We start from the raw sequence: 21,292 nt of genomic DNA, 5'->3' as shown, positions 1-21,292 counted from the left end.
ACATGCAGGTGGTGCAATGTCACATGATCGGCCAGCGTCGTCGCGGAACTGAGCGGGAGGTCATCCGGGTCGCTCGTGAACTGAGCCGGCGAGACCTGGTCGTCGGTTCGGTGGGCAACGTCAGCGTGCGGGACGGCGACCACGTCTGCATCACACCGACGCGGATGCCATACGACGCGCTACGTCGACGCGACACCGTGATCGTGACCCTCACCGGCGACAAGATCGCGGGACGACGCCCAGCTTCACGGGAGCTGCCGATCCACCTCGCGGCGTATCGCGCCCGCCCGGATGCCCGGGCGATCGTGCACACACACAGCACGTATGCCACCGTGCTGAGCATCCTCGGCACGGCGCTGCCGCGGATGCTCGAGGAGCAGGACTACTACGGGATCGGAGAGATCCCAGTCGTGTCCGCGGCAGCGCCAGGCTCGCGTGCTCTCGCCGATGGAGTCGCCGCGGCCGCCACCCGAAACGACGCGATGCTGCTGGCTCGCCATGGAGTCCTCACGCTTGGCGCTGACGCAGACACGGCGCTCGCCCGTGCCGAGGTCGTGGAACGCACAGCGACCGCCGCATGGCTGCTGCGTGCGGTCGGCTCCTCGCCAATGGACCGGCTGGACGATCGACACAGACCTGCGATCAAGGCCGTCCGGGGAACGCGATGAACGCGGAGGCCCTGATCGCGGTGACGCCCAAGGAGCTGTTCATCGGCGGCCGATGGCATGAGGCCGCCTCTGGCGCCATATTCGCAGTCGAGAACCCGGCGACCGCGACCCTCTTGGCCGAGGTGGCCGAGGCCGGGCTCACCGACGCCTGGGCCGCGCTCGCTTCCGCGCACGACGCGTTCCCTGCGTGGCGGTCGATGCCGCCGTGGGCGCGTGCGGACATCCTGCGCCGTGCCTACAGCGCTATGACCGCGAGCACCGAAGCACTCGCGCTGCTCATGACCCTGGAGACAGGCAGACCCCTCACTGAGTCGCGTGCGGAGGTGGCGGAGGTTGTCCCGTCGGTCGTGGAACTTCGTGGCGGCGGTCCGGGTGTGATCAGCTGGCGGTCGCGCGCGTAGCGGCCTCCTGGCTGGTCGTGGTGTGAACGGCAGCGCGTGCGGCGAGGAGGTCGCGCTCGACGGCGAGCGCGAGTTTCGCGAGATCCGCGTAGCCGATGATCTTGCGGAACTGCTGCTCGGCTTCGAGCATCCCGGCAGCGGTCCACCTGAGGCACATGTCGCCATTCTGCCAGCGCTTGACGTTGCGGCTCGTGCGGCGCACGGTCTCGATCATCGACTCGATCGGGTTCGTGCTCTGCAGCGTCGTCTTGAGCTTGCCGCCGATTCCGAGGCGGGTGAGCGTGAGCGTCTCCTCCATGCCCTCCTTGAGCGACGCGGCGGCGCCCGGGTAGGAGCGGTCAAGCTCGCCGGCGAGCAGGCGCAGGCCATCGAGCGCAAGCTCGTAGTTCTCCGACGCCCACGCCTTGCGCAGCCGCATCTTCACCGCCGGACGGTCGCGCTCGGCAAGGTGCTCCACGACATTGCGCTCCTTGTCACGCGCACACCGATGCACCGGCACGGGCCCGAACACCTCGCTGACCGCAGCCCGCAGCGCCTTCGATCCGTCGAGGACGACGAGGACGCCCTGCTCGACATCCAGGCCGCGGCCGACGAGGTCTGAGAGCAGGTGCGCGGCGACGGTCTTGTTCTCCGTCGAGCCGTCCCAGAGCCCAAGCGGAACCTTGATCCCGGCGGTCGTGATGCCCAGGCACACGACGCAGCAGCGGCCCTTGAGCTCGATCCCGTCGAGCATGATCGCGGCCAGCCGCATGTCGCCCAGCGGCCGCGACATCAGCGCGTCGAGGTGCTCGCGGGTGCGGCCCACGAACTCGCGCGAGACCGCGGACTTCGACGTCGAGCGCTCGGCGGCGAGGACCTCTTCGCCGACCGGCTCCCTGGTGCGTGAGAACCTGCGCGTCGAGACGCCGGCCAGCATCTGCTCGAGCACGACCCTGGTCAGCGGATCGCGGTCGGCGAAGTGCGCGTAGGTCTTCAGCGCCACCTCGCTGCCGCCGTCCGCAGTCCTGGCCCGCGGGCGCTGCACACCGACCCGGCGCCCGCCCAAGGTGACCTCGCCGCCCTCGTATCCGTGGCGCACCGCAGCACGGTCCGGGTTGCGCTGGCCCTTGGGGCCCACGACATCGTCGACCTCCGCTTGCATCATCTCGGCGAGCACGCCGAGCCCGACGCCGACGCTCAACGCGAGCAGTCCATCCTTCGCCGCACTCACCAGCTCGCCGAGCGCCTCCTGCACGCTCGGCGGCAGCCCGAGCTCGCGGGCGTCCTGCTCCTGATCTACGGTCCTCATCGGTGGTCCTCCTGTCCTCGCGGACTTGGTTGGCACCTGTCACGCTCGCAACGCGAGCGGACGAGGCGGGAGGACCGCCACCTTCAAAGTTCCACGAGCGCCGGGACAACCTCAGGTGGCGTACGCGGCGAGCTATATCCGGTGTTACGGCGAGGAAGCGGTGCGGATCAGGGGCAGACTGTCGCGCAGCGAGACGGGTCTCGGGCGTGTGCTGACGATGGCTCAGCCCGTGGGTCCATGCCTTTTCATCACTCCGTGGAACTTCCCGCTCGCCATGGGCGCTCGGAAGATCGCCCCGGCAATCGCCGCGGGATGCACGATGGTCGCTAAGCCAGCGCCTCAGACTCCACTGACCATGCTCGCGCTGGCAGCTATCCTCGAGGACGCCGGTCTCCCGGGCGGCGTGCTCAACGTGATCGCCTCGAGCTCGGCGGGGGTCGATCGTCGAGCCCCTGATCCGTGATCCACGGCTGCGCAAGTTCTCGTTCACGGGATCTACGGCCGTTGGAAAGCTGCTTATCGAGCAGTCGGCCCAGCAGGTGCTCCGCGTCTCCATGGAGCTCGGCGGCAACGCACCGTTCGTCGTCTTCGAGGACGCGGACATCGAGGCGGCCATCGACGGCGCTGTCCTGGCCAAGATGCGCAACGGCGGCCAGGCCTGCACGTCAGCAAACCGGTTTCACGTCCATGAGTCGGTCGCGGAGGAGTTCATCGCTGAACTGGCAAAGCGGACCGCTGACCTCAGGGTCGGTTGCGGCTCGCAGAGCGGCGTCACCATCGGGCCCCTTATCGACGCGCGACAGCGCGCTCGCGTCGCCGAGCTCGTGTCGGACGCGATCGAGCGGGGAGCGCGACCGGTGGTCGGCGGGAGCGTGATCGATGGCCCCGGATACTTCTTCCAGCCAACGCTGCTCACGTCCGTGCCCGAGGACGCACGGGTGCTCTCCGAGGAGATCTTCGGTCCCGTCGCACCGGTGACCACGTTCGCTGCGGAGGAGGAGGCGATCGAGCTCGCCAACGGCACCGATTTCGGGCTAGTGGCCTACGTGTACACGCGCGATCTGGCGCGAGCGCTGCGCGTCAGCGACGCGCTGGAGACCGGGATGGTCGGTCTCAACCAGGGGATCGTGTCGAATGCCGGCGCTCCGTTCGGCGGCATCAAGCAGTCCGGGCTCGGGCGCGAGGGCGGGGCCGAAGGCCTCTCGGAGTACCTCGAGACGAAGTACCTTGCGGTCGCGTGACTTGACTGACTCGCGTCAGTCGCCGATGGTCGGCGCCGTGTGCGTGGTTCGCCGCCGCGATGCTGCTGGTGCGACCACGTCGTCGAGCCAGTGGGCAAACAGCGCTTGGCCCACTGCGATGGTGACGGGGGCGGTCAACGTCACGTCGGCCACGAGACGGGGCAGAGCGCCGGGCCCCAGGATCTGATTGAGCGCATTGGCGTAGGCCGGCACGTCGGCCCATTGCGCGGCCAGGTCGGGCGGCACCTCGAGGTGAAACTGGATTCCGTAGGCGTTGCCCCAGCGGAACGCCTGGTGTCGATACGCGGGAGAGCTGGCGAGGAGCACAGCCTCATGGGGGAGATCGAACGTGTCGCTGTGCCATTGCAGTGAGGTCAGCGGGCCGGTCAAGCCCCGGAAGACCGGGTCCTCTGCGGCATGCGCGGTCGGCTCTATGTCGTGGTAGACCCCGACCTCAGGTGCGGGCCCTCGGAAGACCCGAGCACCCAGAGCGCTGGCCAGGAGCTGGGCGCCGAGACAGACCCCCCAGTACGGCATGCCTGCACGGATCGCCTCGGCGATGAGCCGCTTCTCCTCACCCAGCCACGGGAGGTGATCGCCATCGTTGGCACTCATCGGGCCGCCCATCGCGATTATCGCTGCGAACCCCCGCCAGTCAGGGAGCGGCTCGCCTTCGTCGACCTCCACCCGTTGAATCGGGATCCCGCGACCGATCAGCACGTCCTCGTAGGCCGCGGGAGGCTCACAGGCGATGTGCTGGATCACGAGGATCCGGTCCTCGGGGTGTTCCGCGATGTGCATCAGCTCGGCTCCCGAGGAACGATCCTAGGGTTGACCCCCGCACTTGCACAACGGCCAATTCGCGGGAATGGACTGTGGCGTCCAGGTTAGGCATGGGAACAGGGATGAGACTCGACTGATCTCTCCGGCTGACGTGGCACTCTTTGGGGCGAACTCCGGCCCTGCTGCCTCGTCGGGGCATGGGCGTCGCGGAGCGCCATGCAACCGTCGAGCAGCCTCGCATATTCGGCTTCCATTGCTTCGAACCGAGGTCAGGGAGGCGGCGCCCGCGTCGCGAGCCCGGACCCACGGAGCGCCGGCATAATCCCTGCAGGCTCGCCTCGTAGGCCACGTATGCGAGCAAACAGTCCTAGATCGGTCTCGGGCCGCACGCAGCCGGGGGCGCTGTCCTGGCGCGCACTGCGATAGCCGCATCGAGCGTCGCCGGTGTTCGCGGCGGCAGCGCCCGCGCGAGACTCCATCGACGGCCGTCATGGGACGTTCTGCGGTCCGCCGTGCCGCTGTCAACTGAGCGGTACCAGCCGCTCGACGTGCCTGCGTCCGGCGGGGTCGCGGTAGATCACTGTCAGTCGCACGAGCTTTGCGCCGTGAGCTTGCGGGGGAGAGCCTTCTGCGGGGGAGCCTTCTGCGGGGGAGAGCCTTCGTGGTGGCAGGAACCGCCCAGACGCCTGGACCTTCAGTCGCGGGGCAGATGTCGGGGTCGCTGCGGGCGGCGTCTACGATCGGTGAGTCAGCCAGCACTTGCAGCGTTTGCGTGGGACCACCGAACAATCCCCAACGACCCGAGCATGGCGTCGACTCCGGCATAAGGCAGCTGCTGTGACACCAGCGTGTGGTCAGGCCTGCCCGTCCGGGAGGCTCACCCGCCGAACGCACTCTTGTCCCTCGCGCGCGATGCGCGGCCGGACGCTGCCTGCAATGACCAGTTGACGTTGACGGTCTTCGCGCCACGCATCACCTACGGGCGGCGGCAGCGGACCTTGTGGGCAGCCACCCGAACTGAGAGGCTCGGATCGAGCGGATGCAAGCGATCGCGCTGGAGCCCGTCGACGCGCTGACGATCACCACGCTGGTGGATAACGTCACGGACTCGCTGCTTGCTGACCAGGGCCCCGCGAAGCGGCCGTCGATGACGCGGTCGCCGCGCATGCCCGCGCGCTTCAGCGTCTCGGGCGACACGGACGACGCGCTGCGCGCCGAGCACGGCTTCTCGGCGCTGGTGACCGTCACCAAGGGCGATCGCACGACCCGCGTGCTCTTCGACGCCGGCCGCACGCCCGACGGGCTCGTGGAGAACATGCGCCGCCTGCAGGTCCCTCCGGGCGAGATCGACGTCATCGTTCTCAGTCACGGCCACTGGGACCATGTCACCGGGATGGACGGCCTTACGAGGGCGCTCGGCAGGCCGAGCATGCCCGTGCTCATCCACCCGGAGTTCTGGTCCCGGCGGCGGCTCACATTCCCGGGCGGGAACCGGGTGGAGCTGCCGACGACGAGCAAGAACGCCCTTCAAGGTGCCGGCTTCGACATCGTCGAGGAGAAGCAGCCATCGTTCCTGCTCGAGGGGTCGTTGCTCGTCACCGGCGAGGTGGACCGCACGACGGAGTTCGAGCGCGGATTCCCCGGCCACGAGGCTCACCGGGACGGAACCTGGCAACCCGATCCGCTGATCCTCGATGACCAGGCGCTCGTTACCTCCGTTCGCGGCCATGGGCTCGTTGTGCTCACGGGCTGCGGCCACTCGGGCATCGTCAACATCCTGCGCTATGTCCGAAAGCTGACGGGCCAGCACGACGTTCATGCGGTCGTGGGTGGCTTCCACCTGAGCGGCCGCGCGTTCGAGCAGATCATCGAGCCGACGTGCGCGGCGCTGGCAGAGTTCGACGCGGACTACCTCGTGCCGACGCACTGCACGGGGTGGCGCGCGACGCATGCAATCGCGGCGCGCTTCCCCGACGCGTTCCTCCAGAACAGCGTAGGAACGCGGTTCGAGTTTCAGGCGACCGCGACGCCAGGCGCGGCCGGCTGAACAGGTACCCCTCGAAAGGAGCAGGACGGCAGCGATCACGGCGATCTCCTTCTCGGGCATCGCGGGGCCATTCGCGCGATCCTCGAGCGGCACGGCCGCGGAAAACCGGCACCGGAACCGCCGGCGACCCCGCGAGCGCGTTATGGCATACCGCCTGACGACCGGCGAAGAGGTCGCTCAAGAGCACATCACGGTCGCGCTGCTCGCCTCTCTGAACGGGGCGCGCGATCGAGCATGACACTTAGTCAGTTGCCTAAGTGTGCGCTACGATGCGGCTCATGCCGACCGCCGACGCAGCACAGCTCGACCGGGCGTTCCACGCGCTCGCCGACGAGAGCCGCCGCGCGATGGTCGTCCGCCTGTCGAGCGGCGCGGCGTCCGTGAGCGAGCTCGCCGCACCGCTGGACATGTCGCTGCCGTCCGTGATGCAGCACCTCGACGTGCTGCAGCGCAGCGGCCTCGTGCGCTCGGAGAAGATCGGCCGCGTCCGGACGTGCCGGCTCGAGCCCGGCCCGATGCGCACGCTCGAGCAGTGGATCGCCGAGCACCGTGCGATCTGGGAGAGGCACTTCGACCGCCTCTCCGACGTCCTCGACGACACCTTTCCCGCCGACCCAGGAGACCGCCGATGAGCATCCGCCAGCACGACTTCACGATCGAGCGCCGGTTCCGCCAGACCCCGGCGCAGGCGTTCCGCGCGTTCGCGGACCCGGAGCTCAAGCAGCGCTGGTTCGGCGTGCCCGATGGCTGGACCGACGCCCATTGGGAGCTCGACTTCCGCGTCGGCGGCAGCGAGGTGAGCGTGGGACGGGATCCGCGCGGGACGCTGCACGAGTTCCGTAGCCGTTACCACGACATCGTCGACGGTGAGCGGATCGTCTTCGCCTACGACCTCCTGCTCGACGGGCGGCTCATCTCCGTGTCGCTGACGACCGTCGAGGTGCGGCCCGACGGCGACGGCACGCGGCTCGTCTTCACCGAGCACGGCGCGTTCTTCGACGACCTCGAGGATCCGGCGGAGCGCGAGCACGGCACCGGCCTGCTGCTCGACGGGCTCGCCGCCTTCCTCGGTGAGCAGGTTGCCGCATGAGGCTCGCGCTGCACCAGCGCCCCTTCGCCGCCTGGTAGATCCCGGGCCAGTACTTGCAAATCGTCAACCTTCGGAGGAGTCGCGATGCCGGACACCACCTGCCACATGTCGATCTCGCTCGACGGTTTCGTCGCCGGGCCGGACCAGAGTCGCGAGCATCCGCTCGGGAAGCGCGGAATGGAGCTCCACGGCTGGCACCTCGGCGACGAGCGCGCCAACGAGGCCGACGAGACCGCTGTCGGCTGGCTCATGCGCCCGCGCGGCGCCTACGTCATGGGCCGCAACATGTTCGGGCCGATCCGCGGTGAGTGGGAGGAGGACTGGCGCGGCTGGTGGGGGCCCGAGCCGCCGTACCACGCACCGGTGTTCGTGCTCACCCATCACGCCCGCGAGCCGATCGAGATGGAGGGCGGGACGACCTTCCACTTCGTCACCGACGGCTTCGACGCCGCCTACGCACAGGCGCGCGAGACGGCCGGCGACGACGGCGTGGACATCGCGGGCGGCGCCTCCACCGTTCGGCAGGCCCTCGCCGCCGGGGTCGTCGACGAGCTCACGCTCGACATCGCCCCGGTCCTGCTCGGATCCGGCGAGCGGATCTTCGACGGCGTCGGATCTCTGCGGTTGGAGCCCGTCGAGGTGCTGCATTCGCCGCTGGCCACGCACATCCGCTACCGCCGGGCGAGCTGAAGGCCAGCGTCCGAGGAGCAGTGGCGTTGCGGTGCGCGAGGGACTACGGTTGCCCTGACCCAGTTCCTCCATCTGGACGGGACATCGGGTGCTTCGCGCGATCGCGCGGGGAAGGAGGCGAGCATGCCGGACCTTGGACCCGCCACCGTCGTGGACGGCGGCGCAAGCCGCTCCCTCAACCGCCGGACGCTGTTGGTGGGTGCAGCCGGCGCCCTTGCCGCGGCCGGGCTCAGTGCGCCCGTGCGCGCTGCGGCACACCGCGCGTTGGTGGCGGCGAGTTCGGGCCCGCGCTTCGATCCTGCCCTCGCGCGTCAGCTCCAGCGGGCGCTTCACGACGCGCTTCGCGATCCAAGCATCCACGCCCCCGGAGCGATCCTGCACGTGCGGAGCGCGAAGCTCGGCGCCTGGACAGGCGTCGCCGGCCTCGGTCGCGTGGCGCCGGATGTGCCCATGCGCCCGAACGATCGGTTCCGCGCCGGCAGCATCGTCAAGCCGTTCGTCTCCGCCACGGTTCTGCAACTCGCCGAGCGCGGCCGCCTCTCGCTCGACGCGAAGCTGCCCGACGTGCTGCCCGCGAGCGTCATCGGCCGTTTCCCGACCGCGCCCGACGTCACGGTGCGCATGCTGCTCAGCCACCGCAGCGGCATCCCCGAATGGGATCTGCCAGCCATCGACGAGCAGATCGCCCGCGACCCGTTGAAGGTCTGGACGGTCTCGGAGTTCCTCGATCTCGCGGCCGCCCAGCCGCCGGCGTTCGCGCCCGGGACCAACTACAAGTACTGCAACACGGAGTACAACCTTCTGAGCCTGATCATCGAAGGGCTCACCGGCGGGTCATGGCGCAAGGCGGTCACGCGGGGCGTGATCACACCGCTGGGCCTGCGGCACACGACGCTGCCCGCCCCCGGGAACGCGTCGATCAAGGGTGCTCACGCACACGCCTACGGCGAGCTCGACGGCAGAACGGTCGATCAGACCCGCGTTGATCCATCGATCGCCGGCGCCGCGGGCGGCGGCGCGCTCGTCACCACCGTTCAGGACCTCACCCGGTTCCTTGATGCGCTGCTGAAAGGACGGCTGTTCCGCCACCGCGACACCCTGCGCCAGATGCTCACGTTCGCCCCGGCCCCGGACGTCGGCGGCCAGGTCGGCTACGGCCTCGGAGTCGAGCAACGGATCTTTCCCGGGAACGTCGAGATGATCGGCCATCTCGGCACGGCCGCCGGCTACAACGCGTACGTCGCCCGGCTGCCCGCCCAGCACGTGACGATCGCGTCGGCGATCAACTGGGCCGAAGACCCTTCACCGCTGCTGCTGCCGGCGGTGCACGCTCTGGCCACAACGCATCGCTGAGTTCGTCGCCTGTCCGCTCACCGATCACGCCCTCGCGCCTGCGCGTACCGGCCCTGGAGACGCTCGGCGAGGCGGAAGCCGAGTCCGCATCCCACGTATCCGAGCAAACAGTCCTCGATCGCTCTATCGCCTCGCCGGTGCGCCGCCAGACGAGGCGTGGCAAGGTTGGCGAGCCGGGCCATCGCGGGCCAACGGGCATGGGGTCAGCGCACGCGGGTGTGCGGGCGGGTGCCGGCAGCGTTCCACCGCGCGGCCGCGTTCAGAGCCTGATCGACTCATCGTCGCCCGGGGACGCCGTGTCGGCGCAGGTCGGGCACCACCAGCGCACCTCGAGCGGCGTGCCGCAGCGCGCGTGGGTGATCGCATCGGGCGTACCGGTGCGGTGAGCGCCCCAGGCGGCGAGGAGCCGCAGCAGGTCGGCGAGCTCGCGGGCGTCGGCGGTGAGCGCGTACGAGAGGCGGACGGGTCGATCGGAGTAGGGCGTCGACACGACGAGGCCCTCTTGTTCAAGTGCCTTCAGGCGAGCGCTGAGGATGTTCGGCGCGATGCCGAGCCGGTCCTTGAGCTCCCCGTATCGCTGCGGGCCGTCGAGCAGCGCGGCGATGATCGCGGGCGACCAGCGGTCGCCGAGGATGCTGGTCGCGTTGGTGAGGCCGGAAAGCAGAGCGTCGTCGATCACCGATCGAAGCATATGCCGGTTGGTAGACTCACTTGCATGTTGCAAGTCACGACGGTAGCGGAGCGTGTCGGTCCCGCTGTCGTGCGGCTCGGCCGGGGTGCGAGACGGGGCTGCGGCACGGTCGTGGCTTCCGACCGCGTGCTCGTCTTCAGCCACACGCTGGCCGGTGACCGCGTGGAGCTCGACGTCGCCGGCGACGTGAAAGAGGGCAAGGTCCTCGCGAGCGACCTCGGATCGGGCCTGTCCGTGCTGGAGACGCAGACCGGCGGCGTCGAAGCGCTCCGTTGGTCGCCGGTGACGCCGAACCTCGGCGATCCGGTCTTCGCCCTCGGCGATCCCGGCACCGGCCTGCGGGTGACCGAGGGGCGGGTATCGGCAGACCTCCTGCGGGTGCGGGGACGCGGCGGGCGGCTCGTGAGCGCGATCGAGCACACCGCGCCGATGCCGCGCGGCGCCGGCGGCGGCCCCCTCGTCAACGCCGCGGGCGAGCTGATCGGGATCAACGCGCTGCGCGGCGACCCGGGGTTCCTCATCGCGCTGGCGGCCGAGTCCGCGCGCGCAGCCAGCGATCGCCTGCTGCGCGGCGAGCCGGACGTCGCGCGCCTCGGCGTCGCGGTGGCGCCGCCGCGAGCGGCCCGCCGCATGCGTCGCGCCGTCGGCCTCCCGGACCGCGCCGGTGTGCTGGTGCGCGACGTCGAAGCAGGCTCCGCGGCGGAGGCCGGCGGGGTGCTCGCCGGCGATCTCATCGTCGCTGTGGGCAACGAGGAGGTGCAACACCCGGACGCGCTCGTCGACACGCTGCAGCGCGTCGCGGGCACGACCGTGGCGCTCCATGTCGTGCGCGGAGTCGACGAGCATCGGCTCGAGGTCGACCTGTCGGCGAAGGCGCGCGCATGAGCGCCCGGCTGGACGTGCCGTCGGAGGCCGAGGCACTCGACGCCTACAGCGAGAGCGTCATCCACGTCGCCGACGTGCTGTCCCCGTCGGTCGCCAACCTGCAGGTCCTCGCGCGCCGTCGCGACGGCCGGCGGGTTCCCGCAGGCGCGGGCAGCGGGATCGTCCTGACCGCCGACGGCTTCCTGCTGACCTCGGCGCACGTCGTCTCCGGCCACACGCGACCGTCGCGATCGCGCGGCGTGGCGGCGTTCACCGACGGCGGCGAGATGGGGTTCTCCGTCGTCGGCGCCGACCCCTTCACCGATCTTGCCGTGCTGCGCTGCGACGAGGGCGACCTCGCTCCGGCCGCGCTCGGCGACGCCACCAAGCTGCGCGCCGGGCAGTTGGTCGTCGCGATCGGAAACCCACACGGGTTCGCGGGCTCGGTGACGGCGGGCGTCGTCTCCGCGCTCGGCCGCTCGCTGCCGACACGCTCGAGCGGCGTGGTCCGCCGCATCGACGACGTGATCCAGACCGACGCCGCGCTCAACCCCGGCAACTCCGGCGGGGCGCTGGCCGACCATCGCGGCACCGTGGTCGGCGTGAACACTGCGGTCGCGGGTGTGGGGCTCGGCCTCGCGGTGCCGATCAACACCGCCACGCGGGGCATCATCGGCGCCCTGATGACGCACGGCGAGGTTCGCCGCGGCTACCTCGGCCTCGCCGGCGCGGCCCGGCCGCTGCCGGCACGCGCACGAACGGCCTGGAGTGGCGAGGGGTGCATCGAGGTCGTTGAGGTCGTCCTCGGCTCACCGGCGGCGGCCGCCGGCATCCGCGAGGGCGACCTGATCATCGACGTGGGCCACCGGCGCATGGAAAGCGTCGCCGACCTCCAGGCCCTCCTCCAGCACGAGATCATCGGCACGCGGCTGTCGGTGTCGCTGCTCCGCGACGGTCGAGAGCGCCAGATGCTCGTCGTTCCGGTCGACCTGCGAACGGTCAGCGCCGACATCTAGCGCCGGTCGCGACGTGACGGCCACGTACCTGCCCGCCGGCCTGACGCGCCATCAGGGGGAGGGCAGGACGAGTGGGACGGCCCGGCACGCTAGGGTGCCCGGCCATGTCCGGGCTGGACCGCACCCACGTCGCGCCGCCCGCCCTCGATGTCGTCCGGGCGCTGTTCGTGTCCGAGTTCGAGGAGGGCGCCCGCGCGGCCGACGCGAGCGACGAGATCCCACCCGAGGATCTCGCCCGATTTCACGCGCTCGGCCTCTGCGCGCTGACCGTGCCACCCGAGTTCGGTGGGCTCGGGCTCGCCCCGCCGGAGGTGGTGCCCTATCTCGAGCGGGCCGGCATGGGGCCGGCCTGGGGCCGCATGCTCGCGCACGTGGCGAACGGCATCTGGCGACCGATCGTCCGCTACGGGTCCGAGGAGCAGCAGTCGGTGGTTGCGCGGATGGCGGCCGGCGAGGCGCTCGTCGCGTTTGCGCTGACGGAGCGCAGCGGCGGCAGCGGCCGCGATCTGCACTCGCGCGCCCGGCGCGACGGCGACGGCTGGCGCTTGAGCGGCGAGAAGCACCTGATCACGTTCGCCGACCGCGCCGACGCGTTCCTGCTCACCGCGGCGAGCGACGACCGCCGCGCCGCCGACTCGCTGACCAGCTTCCTGCTCCCGCGCGGGACCCCCGGCCTGCAGGTGGAGGAGACGCAGCACACGATGGGGCTCGCCGGGACCGGCCACCGCACGCTGCGCTTCGACGACATGGCGGTCGAGGACCGTCACCGGCTCGGTCCCGTCGGCCACGGCCTGGAAGTGGCGATGTGCTTCCTCGACTACAGCCGCGTGTCGCTGTCGAGCTGCATGGTCGGTACGGCCCAGCGCGCGCTCGACGAGGCGGTCGCCTTCGCGCGCGAGCGCGTGACGTTCGGCCGGCCGATCGCCGAGCGCCAGGCGATCCAGGTCCACCTGGCCGACATGCACGCCGAGGTGGCGGCCGGGCGCGCGCTGGTGCGTCAATCCGCGGAGGCGCCGACCGGCGCCGCATCGGCGACCGCGAAGCTCTTCTGCCAGCGCATGGTCGGCCGCGTCACCGACCTCGCGCTGCGCGTCCACGGCGGCATCGGTTACACGACCGCTTCGCCGATCGAACGGCTCTACCGCGACGCCCGCGGGTACTGGTTCGAGGAGGGCACCGCCGAGATCCAGCAGCTCGTCATCGCCCGCGACCTGCTCGGGCGATGACGCGGACCATGCGCTACGTGCAGCTCGTCCCGGGTGAGGTCGTGCTGATGGAGGGGCCGCCGCCCGACCTGGGGCCCGGAGACGCGCGCGTGCACGTGCTCGCCTGCGGGATCTGCGGCACCGACCTCCACGCGCTGCACGGGATGGTGCTGCCCCGCGGGGCGACGTACCCGATCCGTCCCGGGCACGAGGTGGCGGGCATCGTCGAGGAGGTGGCTGACGGCGCGGCGGACATCGCCGTGGGGGACCTCGTCGCCCTGCATCCCCTGGATGTCTGCGGGGAGTGCGAGGCGTGCCTGGGTGGCAACGGCCGGCGATGCGAGCGCGAGCGCGCGCTCGGCTTTCACGTCCCGGGCGGCATGGCGCAGGAGGTCGTCTGGCCGGCGGACCGCATGATCCGCGTCTCGGGCCTGCCGCCGGAGGAGGCGGCGCTGCTGCCGGACGCGGTGGCGACCGCCTACCGCGCGCTGGTCGCGGCCGAGCTGCCGGACGACGGCGCGCTGTGTGTCGTGGGACCGGGCGGCGTCGGCACGCACGTGCTCATCCTCGCGCGCACGCTGTACCCGGCCGCCCGGCTCGCCGCCGTCGTGCGCAGCCGGGCCGGCGCGGAGCGCGTGCGCGCGCTGGGGGCGGAGCCCGTCGAGGGCCTGCCGCGATCGGGACGGCGGGTACGCGAGGCGGTCGGCGCCGTCGACGCGGTCATCGACTTCAGCGGCGCGCGCGACGCTCCGGGCGAGGGTGTGCGGATGCTGCGCCATGGCGGCCGGCTGGTGCTGGGCGGCGTACGCGACGAGCCGCTCATCCTCGGGACGACGATGAGCGGGATCGTGAGCCGCGAGCTGACCGTCATCGGCATCTTCGCCTCATCCATGGACGATCTGCGGGCCGTCGGGCGGCTGGCCGCCGACGGCCGGCTGAGCCTGGGCGGGTCGGTCTCACGGACGTTCCCGCTGGACTCGGCGCTCGAGGCGATCGAGCTCGCGGCCCACCACCCGTCCGGCTCGATCGTTCGCGTCATGCTCGCCCCCAACGGTCACGGGCCGGCCTGACGGGCCGCACCGGGCCGCCCGGTCGCGGTCATGCCCGCCGCCGGTTCGCGACGGTCCACCAAAGCGGTCACCGCCTGACCGCAATGGTTGGGAGCATGGTCATCTCGAACCATCCCCCCACGCAGGAGGCCAGACCATGTCCCTCATCACCAAGCTCGACTTCGTCGGCATCCCGTCCCAGGACGCCGACCGCGCGCGCCGGTTCTACGGCGAGACCCTCGGCCTGCAGCCCGACCCGAACGGCGAGTACGAGTTCTGGGTGGGCGAGACGTGCCTGGGCATCTGGGAGCCCGAGAAGCAGGGCAGGCCGTTCGCGCCGCAGAAGAACGCCCATCTGGCGCTGCACGTCGAGGACGTGGCGGCGGCCCGGGCCGACCTCGAGGCCAAGGGCGTCCAGTTCGCCGGCGACACGTTCGACACGGGCGTCTGCCACATGGCGCTGTTCACCGACCCGGACGGCAACGACCTCATGCTGCACCACCGCTACAAGCCGGCCTCGTAGCGCGCGGCGCGGCGGTCTAGCCTCCCGCCTCAGTCGAACCGAACGGGAGGTGGGAGCAGTGCGCGTACGCAGCATCGCCGCAGGTCTGGTCGTCGCCGCGCTCGTCGCGGCCGGCTACGTGGCGGGGACCAGCCGCGGGCACGACGACGTCGCGGCCGCGGCCCCCAAGCACGGCGCCGCGAGCCTGTGGTCGACGTACCAGACCGTGCTGCGTCACGCGCGCTACGTCGACTTGACGCACAAGATCACGCCAAGCATGCCGGTGTGGAAGGGCTTCGGCCCGTCGGCGTTCGGCCCGTCGGTGAACCCGGAGACGGGGCAGCCGTACGCGTACGCGCGCGACGGCTTCGAGGCGACGCACTACGACCTGTCGACCGACCAGTTCGGCACCCAGCTCGACCCGCCCGCGCACTGGGCTCCCGAGTACCCGAGCATCGACGAGCTGCCGGCGACGTACGCGGTGCGCCCGCTCGTCGTGATCTCCATCGTCGACCAGGTGCGCAGGGACCCGGCGTACGCGCTGCAGGTCTCCGACGTCCGCGCGTGGGAGCGCGCCCACGGGCGCGTGCCGGCCGGGTCGGTCGTCATGGTCCGCTCCGACTGGTCCAAGCGCTGGACGGACGACCCGGTCAAGGCCAAGGCGCTGGCGGCGGACCCCGTGTTCCCGGGCGTGTCGCTGGACGCGTTGAAGTTCCTGCAGCTGCGCCGTCACATCCTGTTCCACGGCCATGAGCCGCTGGACACCGACACGACGCCGACGCTCGAGGGTGAGGCGTGGCTCATGCACCACGGCTACGCGCAGGCGGAGGGCGTGGCGAACCTCGACCAGGTGCCGCAGACCGGCTGCCTGGTGTCGATCGGCTACCCGGAGCTCCGCGGCGGGCTCGGCGGCTATGCGCGCTACATCGCCATCTGCCCGCCAGGCAGCCCGCACGGGGCGCGCGTGTCGGCGCGCGACGCGCCGCTGCCGCGCAGCTCGGCGCCGCTGCACTGGGACTCGGCGCGGGGGTACCGCGTGCGCTGACCGCAGCGCCCGGTCGCCCGGCCCGGCCTACGCGACCGACCAGGTGTCGCCGGCGCTGAGCAGCGCGTCGAGCTCGGCGTCGCCGGCGGCCGCGTGGGCGCGGCGGTTCTCGGCGACGAGGCCCTCGCCCCACGCGGGGGTGGGGACGGAGCGCAGCACGCCGATCGGGACGGGCCCGCGGGAGAGGTCGCCGAGGCGGCTGAGCGCGAAGGCGAGGCTGGGGTCGTGGCGGTGGGCGTCGTGGACGACGATCGCCTCGCGGCCGACGTCGGCGGCCGCGGCGATCCGCAGCGACCCGTCGCCGGCCCTGACGACGCACTGCTCCTGCTCGGTCCCGAAGATGATCGGGCGCCCGTGCACGAGCGGGATGCGGTGCTCGGCGGCCTGCTGCTTGTCGGCGACGTGGTCGAAGGCGCCGTCGTTGAAGACAGGGCAGTTCTGCAGGATCTCGACGAACGCGGCGCCGGGGTGCTCGGCGGCGGCGCGCAGCACGTCGGGCAGGTGCTGCTTGTCACGGTCGATGCTGCGCGCGACGAACGTCGCGCCGGCACCGAGCGCGAGCGAGAGCGCGTCGACGGGCGCCTCGATGCTGCCGGCCGGCGTGGACTTCGTCACCTTGCCGAGCTCCGAGGTGGGGGAGGCCTGGCCCTTCGTGAGCCCGTAGATGCGGTTGTTGAACAGCAGGATCTTGATCGGCACGTTGCGCCGCAGCGCGTGGATCAGGTGGTTGCCGCCGATCGACAGCGCGTCGCCGTCGCCGCTGACGATCCAGATCGACAGGTCGTCGCGGGCGGCCGCCAGCCCGGTCGCGACCGCGGGCGCGCGGCCGTGGATCGCGTGCATCCCGTACGTGTTCATGTAGTACGAGAAGCGCCCGGCGCACCCGATCCCGGTGACGAAGACGACCCGCTCGGGCGGGATGCCGAGCTCGGGCATGAACCCCTGGACGGCGGCGAGGATCGAGTAGTCGCCGCAGCCCGGGCACCACCGCGTCTCCTGCGTGGACTGGAAGTCCGCCTTGGTCAGCCCTGCGGTCGTGGTCATGCGGGCATGGCCTCCAGGATCGCCTGCTCCATCGCTCCGGCCAGCAGCGGCTGGCCCTCCATCCGCGTGTGGCTGATGACATCGACCAGATAGCGCGCGCGCAGCAGCTGCGCGAGCTGGCCGGAGTTGATCTCGGGCACCAGCACCCGCTCGTAGCGGCGCAGGACGTCCGCGAGGTTCGCGGGGAACGGATTGAGGTGGTGCAGGTGCGCGCGGGCGACCGGCAGCCCCCGGTCGCGGACCCGGCGCACCCCGGCGCGCGTGGCGCCCGCGGTCGAGCCCCATCCGAGCACCAGCACGCGCGCGCCCTCGTCGGCGTCGACCACCACGTCCGGGACCTCGATCCCGGCGACCTTCGCCGCCCGCAGCTCGGTCATGCGCGCGTGGTTGACGCCGTCGTAGCTGATCGTCCCGGTCCGGTCGGCCTTCTCCAGACCGCCGATGACGTGCTGAGCGCCCGGCGTGCCCGGGATCGCCCACGCCCGCGCGCCGACCTCGTCGCGCGCATAGGGCAGGAACGGCGCGTCCGGGTCGTCGTGGCGCGCGAAGGCGGGGTCGATGCGCGGCAGGTCGGCCGCCGACGGGATCCGCCACGGCTCCGACGAGTTCGCCAGGAACAGGTCGGTCAGCAGGATCACCGGCGTGCGGTAGCGCAGCGCGATCCGCACCGCCTCGAATGCCGCGTCGAAGCAGTTGCCCGGCGTGGAGGCCGCGACGACCGGCACCGGCGACTCGCCGTGGCGGCCATACAAGGCCAAGAGCAGATCGGACTGCTCCGTCTTGGTCGGCATGCCGGTCGACGGCCCCGCTCGCTGCACGTCGACGATCACCAGCGGCAGCTCGAGCATCGCGGCCAGCCCGATCGTCTCGGCCTTGAGGTCCATGCCCGGCCCCGACGTCGCCGTCACGCCCAGCCCGCCGCCGAACGACGCCCCGAGCGCGATCCCCGCCGCAGCGATCTCGTCCTCGGCCTGCACCGTGCGCACGCCGAAGTCCCTGCGCCGCGCCAGCGTGTGCAGTAGCTCCGACGCCGGCGTGATCGGGTACGCGGCCAGCGTCAGGGGCAGCCCCGCCTTGACCGACGCCGCCACCAGGCCCATCGACGTGGTCTGCGTCCCGTTGACGTTGCGGTACGTCCCCGGCGGGATGTCGGTGGCCGGCGCCACCTCGATGCGCGCGCCGATCAGCTCGGTCGCCTCGCCGAACGTGTAGCCGGCCCGCAACGCCGCGAGGTTCACGTCGCGCACCAGCGGCTGGCCACCGAACTTCTGCGCGATCCACGTCTCCGTCCCGTCGGTCGGCCGGTCGTACATCCAGCACACGAGACCGAGCGCGAACAGGTTGCGCGCCTTCTGCGCGTCGCGGCTGCTCGCCCCGTCCACCGCCTCGGCCGCGCGCTGGCACAACGTGGTCATCGGCACCCGCGTGACCTGGAACGCCTCGAGCGAGTCGTCGTCGAGCGGGTTGTCCTCATAGCCCGCCTTCATGAGGTTGCGCTTGGAGAACGCGTCCTCGTTGACGATGATCGCCGTCCCCGGCTCCAGCCCGCCGACATTGGCCTGCAGCGCGGCCGGGTTCATCGCCACCAGCAGGTTCGGCGTGTCGCCCGGCGTCGCGATGTCCCGACTGGCGAAGTGGATCTGAAAGCTCGAGACGCCGGCCAACGTCCCCTGCGGCGCCCTGATCTCAGCAGGGAAGCTCGGCAGCGTGACGAGATCGTTTCCGACCGTCGCCGTCGCGGAGGTGAACTGGCCCCCGGCGAGCTGCATCCCGTCGCCCGAGTCGCCCGCGAACCGGACGATGACCCGTTCCCGCGATTCCTTTCTTCTCCGGGTGACACCCACAACCTGTGACGCTACCCCGACGGTCGGCTGTTACGCCAGCAAAGACCGACAGATGTAGGGATTTCTCCAGTGATCGTCAGGCGGCGGACCGGTCGCGCAGCCGGCACAGCCAGGCGGTCGCCGGGGGGTCCCCGACCCCGCCGGCCGGCGACGCGTCGCCGGCCTCCAGCGCCGTGGCCGCCGGCCGCGCGTGCAGCGCGTGCTGGACCATGAGCCCCGTCGGCGGCGGCGTCACCGGCTCGCCCCTGCGACGTACCTGCACGGTCATCATCATCCCCGCATCCTCGTGGCCGAGGATGTGGCAGTGGAAGACGAAGTGGCCGGTGAAGTGCCGGAACGGGATCCGGATCACGACCTCGCCGGGCCGGCCGTTGCGCATCCGGGGGATCGTCACGACGTCCTGCAGGCCGTGTGGATACGGCTTGCCGTTGACGCTCATCACCTGGAACGCGTTGATGTGGATGTGGAAGGGGTGCTCCTCGGGCGCACGGTTGCGCAGCGTCCACTCCTCCACCGTCCCGACGATCGGGGCGACGTTCGTCTTCCCCGGGTCGAACTGCCGGCCGTTGATGAGCGCCGTGAACGTGGCGCCCGTGCCGAAGCTGAACGTGAAGGTGCGCTTGCGGGCGACGGGCAACCCGGTGATCGGGCCCGCGGGGGTGTCGAGCCGGCGCGGAACGCGTGGCGGCCTGCGCGCGCGGCCGCGAAGCACGCGGACGCTCATCAGGTCGGCCTCCGGCAGCAGCTGGAAGCCCTCCTCGGGATAGGCCAGCGTGCGCAACCGGTACGTGCCGGGCTCGCCCGCCTCGACGAGCACGTCGAAGCGCTTGCCGGGCGCCATCACCAGCGTGCGGGCGCTGCGCACGCGCCAGACCGGCGAGCCGTCCTCGGCGATCACGCGGAAGCGGTGGCCCTCGAGCTGCACCTGGTAGAAGAGGTCGGAGCCGATGTTGGCCAGGCGCCAGAGCTGCGTCCGGCCGGCGCGCATCGTGGCGCGCGGCCTGAGCAGCCCGTTGACCAGCCGCGTCGTCGGCGCGGTGGTGTCGATCTCCGCGGTGCTGAGCGCGGCGCGGCCCGGATCGTCCGGGGACGTCTGCAGGTCGCGGATGGCGATCTGGCGCTGAGCGATGCCGCGCAGGCGCCTGGGCAGCAGCCGCTCGAGGCCCTCGACGACGACCAGCCCGCTGAGGCCGCCCATGAGCTGCGGCTCGGTGATGGCGTGCAGGTGCGCGTGGTACCAGTACGTGCCCGGTGAGTGCCCCTTCGGCACCTTGACGATCGTGTGATGCGTCGTCCCGGGAGCGAAGCTGCGAAAGACGTTGTCCGCGTCCCGGCGCGGCGAGACGTGCATCCCGTGGAAGTGGATGTTCGTGTCCTGCGGGGTGGCGTTGACGAACGTGACGTCGATCGTGTCGCCGGGGCGGACGTGCAGCGTGGGGCCGACGAGCCGACCATTGAACGGCTGGGCGAGGATCGGTGAGCCCGAGACCGTGATCGTGTCGAGCCGCGCGTCGAGCGTCACGCGCAGGACGCCGTTCTCCGCGTGGACCTGCTGCGGCTCGGTGAGCGCCATCCCGGCGATCGGGGTCCAGGGCGAGCCGGCGGCGGCGTGTGCCGGCGCGACCCCGACCGCGACCGCGGCGAGAGCGCAAAGGAGTCCGCCGAGGGCGCGGCGGGCGGCGGTCGTCCACGACACGGCGCGGGACTGTACCGACAAGGACGGATGCGCTGATCGGTCCACTACTGGATCCGGACCCGCCGCGCGCGCAGCATCTCGTACGCCGGCCGGCAGGCGTCGGCGACGGCGGCGTCGTGGTCCGAGAGCTCGATTGCGCGCGGCCGCCACAGCTCGAAGCCGGTCGACGCCCACACCGCCGCATACCAGTGCGGCGCCCACACGCCGTCGCTCTCGCGCGGACCGGCGGGCCAGGAGAGCATGCGGTCGGTGAACGGGATCTCGAGCCAGTCGCACAGCCACCGCAGGTGCGCCTCGGGTGCGCGCAGGAACTCGCCGGCATCGATGACGGGCGGGGGCACGCCGTGCTCGTCCCAGAGGCGGACCAGCCACTCCTGCTGGGGCAGGCCGATGTCCTCGGGCTCGCAGGTCTCCCGCGCGCGGACGTAGGACGCGACGACCTCCGCCGGGTCGCGGATGAGCATGACGTTGCGGAAGGCCAGCGTCCAGCCGAGGTCCATGTCGTCGGAGACGTGGTGGGTCATGTGCTTGGCGTAGTGGACGCGGACGGCGCCGGGCAGCGGGGCGCTCAGGGCCGCGATGGCCTCGGCGAGGTCGGTCGGCTGCGACGCGACGACCTCCTCGCGGGCCGGGTGGTCGATCCCGGTGCGCGCGAGGTAGGCGGCGTAGAGCGGTTCGTCGACGACGACGGTGTCCGGGCGGTTCTCGAAGCTGCGCATCATCGCCGTCGAGATGTTGCGCGGCCCGGACCACATCGCCACCCGCGTGACCGGCG

At 71.4% G+C, this 21,292-nt stretch carries 20 protein-coding genes and 1 pseudogene; 14 read left to right on the top strand and 7 right to left on the bottom strand.

Annotated elements, in window-relative coordinates:
• Positions 1-2 precede the first annotated feature (2 nt).
• The gene (locus DSM104329_RS14695; protein ID WP_259316218.1) at positions 3-668 is read left to right on the top strand and encodes a class II aldolase/adducin family protein; all 666 of its coding nucleotides are present in this window, start codon (positions 3-5) and stop codon (positions 666-668) included.
• Positions 665-1,069, top strand: a complete 405-nt coding sequence (locus DSM104329_RS14690; protein WP_259310592.1) for an aldehyde dehydrogenase family protein — start codon at positions 665-667, stop codon at positions 1,067-1,069. Before DSM104329_RS14695 ends, DSM104329_RS14690 begins: the two co-directional genes overlap by 4 nt.
• Here DSM104329_RS14690 and DSM104329_RS14685 read toward each other — a convergent pair.
• Positions 1,047-2,357, bottom strand: a complete 1,311-nt coding sequence (locus DSM104329_RS14685) for an IS256 family transposase (protein ID WP_259310591.1) — start codon at positions 2,355-2,357, stop codon at positions 1,047-1,049. The genes DSM104329_RS14690 and DSM104329_RS14685 overlap by 23 nt on opposite strands.
• 91 nt (positions 2,358-2,448) lie before the next feature.
• On the opposite strand from DSM104329_RS14685, the pseudogene DSM104329_RS14680 reads away from it, so the two are divergent.
• Positions 2,449-3,598 (top strand): annotated as a pseudogene (locus tag DSM104329_RS14680) (NAD-dependent succinate-semialdehyde dehydrogenase); the annotation flags it as partial.
• A 15-nt stretch (positions 3,599-3,613) separates the two neighbouring features.
• On the opposite strand, the gene DSM104329_RS14675 reads toward DSM104329_RS14680, so the two are convergent.
• Positions 3,614-4,399, bottom strand: coding sequence for a type 1 glutamine amidotransferase (locus tag DSM104329_RS14675; RefSeq protein WP_259310590.1), 786 nt, complete (start codon positions 4,397-4,399; stop codon positions 3,614-3,616).
• A 1,021-nt stretch (positions 4,400-5,420) separates the two neighbouring features.
• Here DSM104329_RS14675 and DSM104329_RS14670 point away from each other — a divergent pair.
• The 5 genes from DSM104329_RS14670 to DSM104329_RS14650 all read left to right on the top strand — a co-directional run bounded on the left by DSM104329_RS14670 (position 5,421) and on the right by DSM104329_RS14650 (position 9,561).
• Positions 5,421-6,428, top strand: a complete 1,008-nt coding sequence (locus DSM104329_RS14670) for an MBL fold metallo-hydrolase (protein WP_259310589.1) — start codon at positions 5,421-5,423, stop codon at positions 6,426-6,428.
• 278 nt (positions 6,429-6,706) lie between these two features.
• Positions 6,707-7,060 (top strand): ArsR/SmtB family transcription factor, encoded by a 354-nt coding sequence (locus DSM104329_RS14665; RefSeq protein WP_259310588.1) that lies wholly within the window; start codon positions 6,707-6,709, stop codon positions 7,058-7,060.
• Positions 7,057-7,518, top strand: coding sequence for an SRPBCC family protein (locus DSM104329_RS14660; RefSeq protein ID WP_259310587.1), 462 nt, complete (start codon positions 7,057-7,059; stop codon positions 7,516-7,518). The genes DSM104329_RS14665 and DSM104329_RS14660 overlap by 4 nt, the downstream gene beginning before the upstream one ends.
• 84 nt (positions 7,519-7,602) lie before the next feature.
• Positions 7,603-8,208 carry a dihydrofolate reductase family protein gene (locus tag DSM104329_RS14655; protein WP_259310586.1) on the top strand — a complete coding sequence of 202 codons (606 nt, stop codon included), beginning with the start codon at positions 7,603-7,605 and terminating at the stop codon, positions 8,206-8,208.
• A 150-nt stretch (positions 8,209-8,358) separates the two neighbouring features.
• Positions 8,359-9,561 (top strand): serine hydrolase domain-containing protein, encoded by a 1,203-nt coding sequence (locus DSM104329_RS14650; RefSeq protein ID WP_259310585.1) that lies wholly within the window; start codon positions 8,359-8,361, stop codon positions 9,559-9,561.
• Between the two features lie 259 nt (positions 9,562-9,820).
• Here DSM104329_RS14650 and DSM104329_RS14645 read toward each other — a convergent pair whose 3' ends face one another.
• A complete protein-coding gene (locus tag DSM104329_RS14645; RefSeq protein WP_259310584.1) occupies positions 9,821-10,240 on the bottom strand; it encodes a winged helix-turn-helix transcriptional regulator in 420 nt (139 codons plus the stop codon).
• Between the two features lie 123 nt (positions 10,241-10,363).
• Between DSM104329_RS14645 and DSM104329_RS14640 the strand changes: the two genes are divergently transcribed.
• The 6 genes from DSM104329_RS14640 to DSM104329_RS14615 all read left to right on the top strand — a co-directional run bounded on the left by DSM104329_RS14640 (position 10,364) and on the right by DSM104329_RS14615 (position 15,933).
• On the top strand, positions 10,364-11,137 hold the full coding sequence (locus DSM104329_RS14640) for a S1C family serine protease (RefSeq protein WP_259310583.1): 774 nt from the start codon (positions 10,364-10,366) through the stop codon (positions 11,135-11,137).
• On the top strand, positions 11,134-12,132 hold the full coding sequence (locus DSM104329_RS14635) for a S1C family serine protease (RefSeq protein ID WP_259310582.1): 999 nt from the start codon (positions 11,134-11,136) through the stop codon (positions 12,130-12,132). The genes DSM104329_RS14640 and DSM104329_RS14635 overlap by 4 nt, the downstream gene beginning before the upstream one ends.
• Before the next feature lie 104 nt (positions 12,133-12,236).
• Positions 12,237-13,358 carry an acyl-CoA dehydrogenase family protein gene (locus DSM104329_RS14630; protein WP_259310581.1) on the top strand — a complete coding sequence of 374 codons (1,122 nt, stop codon included), beginning with the start codon at positions 12,237-12,239 and terminating at the stop codon, positions 13,356-13,358.
• A complete protein-coding gene (locus tag DSM104329_RS14625; protein WP_259310580.1) occupies positions 13,355-14,407 on the top strand; it encodes an alcohol dehydrogenase catalytic domain-containing protein in 1,053 nt (350 codons plus the stop codon). Before DSM104329_RS14630 ends, DSM104329_RS14625 begins: the two co-directional genes overlap by 4 nt.
• Positions 14,408-14,543: 136 nt before the next feature.
• Positions 14,544-14,909, top strand: coding sequence for a VOC family protein (locus DSM104329_RS14620; RefSeq protein ID WP_259310579.1), 366 nt, complete (start codon positions 14,544-14,546; stop codon positions 14,907-14,909).
• 118 nt (positions 14,910-15,027) lie between these two features.
• The gene (locus DSM104329_RS14615; protein WP_407655918.1) at positions 15,028-15,933 is read left to right on the top strand and encodes a cyclase family protein; all 906 of its coding nucleotides are present in this window, start codon (positions 15,028-15,030) and stop codon (positions 15,931-15,933) included.
• Positions 15,934-15,960: 27 nt separating this feature from the next.
• On the opposite strand, the gene DSM104329_RS14610 is transcribed toward DSM104329_RS14615, so the two are convergent.
• From DSM104329_RS14610 to DSM104329_RS14595, 4 genes are all read right to left on the bottom strand, one after another.
• On the bottom strand, positions 15,961-16,977 hold the full coding sequence (locus DSM104329_RS14610; protein ID WP_259310577.1) for a 2-oxoacid:ferredoxin oxidoreductase subunit beta: 1,017 nt from the start codon (positions 16,975-16,977) through the stop codon (positions 15,961-15,963).
• Complete coding sequence (locus DSM104329_RS14605) at positions 16,974-18,821, bottom strand: 2-oxoacid:acceptor oxidoreductase subunit alpha (protein WP_259310576.1); 1,848 nt, start codon at positions 18,819-18,821, stop codon at positions 16,974-16,976. Before DSM104329_RS14605 ends, DSM104329_RS14610 begins: the two co-directional genes overlap by 4 nt.
• A gap of 76 nt (positions 18,822-18,897) precedes the next feature.
• On the bottom strand, positions 18,898-20,517 hold the full coding sequence (locus DSM104329_RS14600) for a multicopper oxidase family protein (RefSeq protein WP_259310575.1): 1,620 nt from the start codon (positions 20,515-20,517) through the stop codon (positions 18,898-18,900).
• Positions 20,518-20,561: 44 nt separating this feature from the next.
• Complete coding sequence (locus tag DSM104329_RS14595; protein WP_456064515.1) at positions 20,562-21,272, bottom strand: sulfotransferase-like domain-containing protein; 711 nt, start codon at positions 21,270-21,272, stop codon at positions 20,562-20,564.
• Between the last annotated feature and the right edge of the window lie 20 nt (positions 21,273-21,292).

The sequence above is a fragment of the Capillimicrobium parvum genome, assembly GCF_021172045.1.
GTDB classification, from domain to species: domain Bacteria; phylum Actinomycetota; class Thermoleophilia; order Solirubrobacterales; family Solirubrobacteraceae; genus Capillimicrobium; species Capillimicrobium parvum.
Note: the sequence above shows the minus strand (reverse complement) of the source record. Positions and strands in the feature narration are given on the sequence as shown.

Coding starts and splice junctions, on each gene's coding strand:
- DSM104329_RS14695 (WP_259316218.1), top strand. CDS start 3: ATGCAGGTGGTGCAATGTCACATGATCGGCCAGCGTCGTCGCGGAACT.
- DSM104329_RS14690 (WP_259310592.1), top strand. CDS start 665: ATGAACGCGGAGGCCCTGATCGCGGTGACGCCCAAGGAGCTGTTCATC.
- DSM104329_RS14685 (WP_259310591.1), bottom strand. CDS start 2,357: ATGAGGACCGTAGATCAGGAGCAGGACGCCCGCGAGCTCGGGCTGCCG.
- DSM104329_RS14675 (WP_259310590.1), bottom strand. CDS start 4,399: ATGCACATCGCGGAACACCCCGAGGACCGGATCCTCGTGATCCAGCAC.
- DSM104329_RS14670 (WP_259310589.1), top strand. CDS start 5,421: ATGCAAGCGATCGCGCTGGAGCCCGTCGACGCGCTGACGATCACCACG.
- DSM104329_RS14665 (WP_259310588.1), top strand. CDS start 6,707: ATGCCGACCGCCGACGCAGCACAGCTCGACCGGGCGTTCCACGCGCTC.
- DSM104329_RS14660 (WP_259310587.1), top strand. CDS start 7,057: ATGAGCATCCGCCAGCACGACTTCACGATCGAGCGCCGGTTCCGCCAG.
- DSM104329_RS14655 (WP_259310586.1), top strand. CDS start 7,603: ATGCCGGACACCACCTGCCACATGTCGATCTCGCTCGACGGTTTCGTC.
- DSM104329_RS14635 (WP_259310582.1), top strand. CDS start 11,134: ATGAGCGCCCGGCTGGACGTGCCGTCGGAGGCCGAGGCACTCGACGCC.
- DSM104329_RS14630 (WP_259310581.1), top strand. CDS start 12,237: ATGTCCGGGCTGGACCGCACCCACGTCGCGCCGCCCGCCCTCGATGTC.
- DSM104329_RS14625 (WP_259310580.1), top strand. CDS start 13,355: ATGACGCGGACCATGCGCTACGTGCAGCTCGTCCCGGGTGAGGTCGTG.
- DSM104329_RS14620 (WP_259310579.1), top strand. CDS start 14,544: ATGTCCCTCATCACCAAGCTCGACTTCGTCGGCATCCCGTCCCAGGAC.
- DSM104329_RS14610 (WP_259310577.1), bottom strand. CDS start 16,977: ATGACCACGACCGCAGGGCTGACCAAGGCGGACTTCCAGTCCACGCAG.
- DSM104329_RS14595 (WP_456064515.1), bottom strand. CDS start 21,272: ATGTGGTCCGGGCCGCGCAACATCTCGACGGCGATGATGCGCAGCTTC.